The sequence below is a fragment of the Streptomyces sp. NPDC058650 genome, from assembly GCF_042717315.1.
Classification (GTDB): domain Bacteria; phylum Actinomycetota; class Actinomycetes; order Streptomycetales; family Streptomycetaceae; genus Streptomyces.
In genome coordinates this window covers 1-1,385 of record NZ_JBHXRL010000061.1, presented here as the reverse complement: position 1 = coordinate 1,385, position 1,385 = coordinate 1, and the positions used below count along the sequence as shown (strand labels likewise).

Annotated in this window: 2 protein-coding genes; both read right to left on the bottom strand. The window is 72.5% G+C overall.

Going from position 1 to position 1,385, the window contains the following annotated elements; translation table 11 throughout:
- On the bottom strand, positions 1-648 hold a 648-nt coding region (locus ACFWWU_RS37225; protein WP_384153633.1), incomplete at its 3' end, for a GTP-binding protein.
- 69 nt (positions 649-717) lie between these two features.
- On the bottom strand, positions 718-1,385 hold a 668-nt coding region (locus ACFWWU_RS37220), incomplete at its 5' end, for a DeoR/GlpR family DNA-binding transcription regulator (RefSeq protein WP_384153630.1).

The following is a 1,385-nucleotide window of genomic DNA, read 5'->3' as shown; positions in this document are numbered from 1 at the left end:
GAGACAGACGTGCAGCCGGTGCTCCTCGGCTTCGGCCGCGGCCGGCAACGGCTCGTCGTGATGACGCCCCGCCTCGTCGTAGACGAGGGCCTGTTCGCTCAGCACGTCGGCGAGCGCGGTGAAGTCGTGTTCCTCGCCGAGCGGGAGTTCGATCGCCACGAGGCGTTCGCCGAACGACTCGCGCAGCTCCTCCAGCACACGACGGAAATCGGCACGCGCCTTGTCCTCCTGCGTGATGACCACGATGACCGGCACGGCAGCAGCCTGCGCCGCAGCCCAGGCAGTCCGCGTGCCTGCCGTCACGCCGTCGACCGCGCTCACGGTCAGCAACGCGGCATCCGCGATCGAGAGGGCCGTGTCGAGCCCGCCGACGAAATCGGGATGCCCCGGTGCGTCGGCGAGGGTCATGGTGTGCTCGGCGCCGTCGGGGGTCGCCCAGCCCAGGTGGGCGAGCGAGAGCCCGAGGGTCATGCCCCTGGCGATCTCCTCGGGCTCGTGGTCACCGGTCGTCGTGCCGTGCTCGACGCTGCCCGCCCTCGGGATCGCGCCGGCCCGCAGCAGCAGCGCTTCGAGCAGTGTCGTCTTGCCGGAACCTGCTCCGCCCACGAGCGCGATGGTGCGGTGGGTCGGTGTCGATACCGCGTTCATGTGGCCTCCCGCGCCGGTGCGGTGCTGTCCGTCCCATCGTGTACCCGGCGGACCGCGAGCGCCAGCCCTCTATGCCGCAGCGATGAGCCGGACCCCGGCGCGGTCGAGCTCGCGCATCGCCGGCGAGGCGCTGTCGGCATCGGTGACGACGCCGGCCACCTCGTCGAGGGGCAGCACCCGGTACGTCGAGGCGGCGCCGATCTTCTCGGTGCTCGCGAGCACGTAGGTCTCGGCGGCCGATCGCGCGAGCGCGCGCTTCATCGCCGCCTCCTCCGCGTCGCCGGTGGTGAGGCCGGCTTCGGCGTGCACGCCGGTGACACCGAGGAAGAACAGGTCGGCGCTGACGCCCCGCAGCGCCTCGACGGCGATGGCGCCGCACGTCACCATGGAGTGCCGATACACCCGGCCGCCGATGAGCTGCAGTTCGACGTGCTCATGCTCGGCGAGCGCGACGGCGATGGTCGGGCTGTGCGTGATGACGGTCGCGTGCAGCGAGCGAGGCAGTGCGCCGACGAGCGCGAGCGTGCTCGTGCCCCCGTCGAGCAGCACGGTCGCGCCGGGTTCGATGAGGCTCGCCGCGGCGACGGCGATGCGGTGCTTGCTCTCGGGCTCGATGCGGGTGCGCGCCTCGTACGGCGAGGTGGCCGGCGATGCCGGCAGGGCTCCCCCGTACACCCGCTGGCAGAGTCCCGCGGCGGCGAGTTCCCGGAGGTCGCGGCGGATGGTGTCCTCGGAGA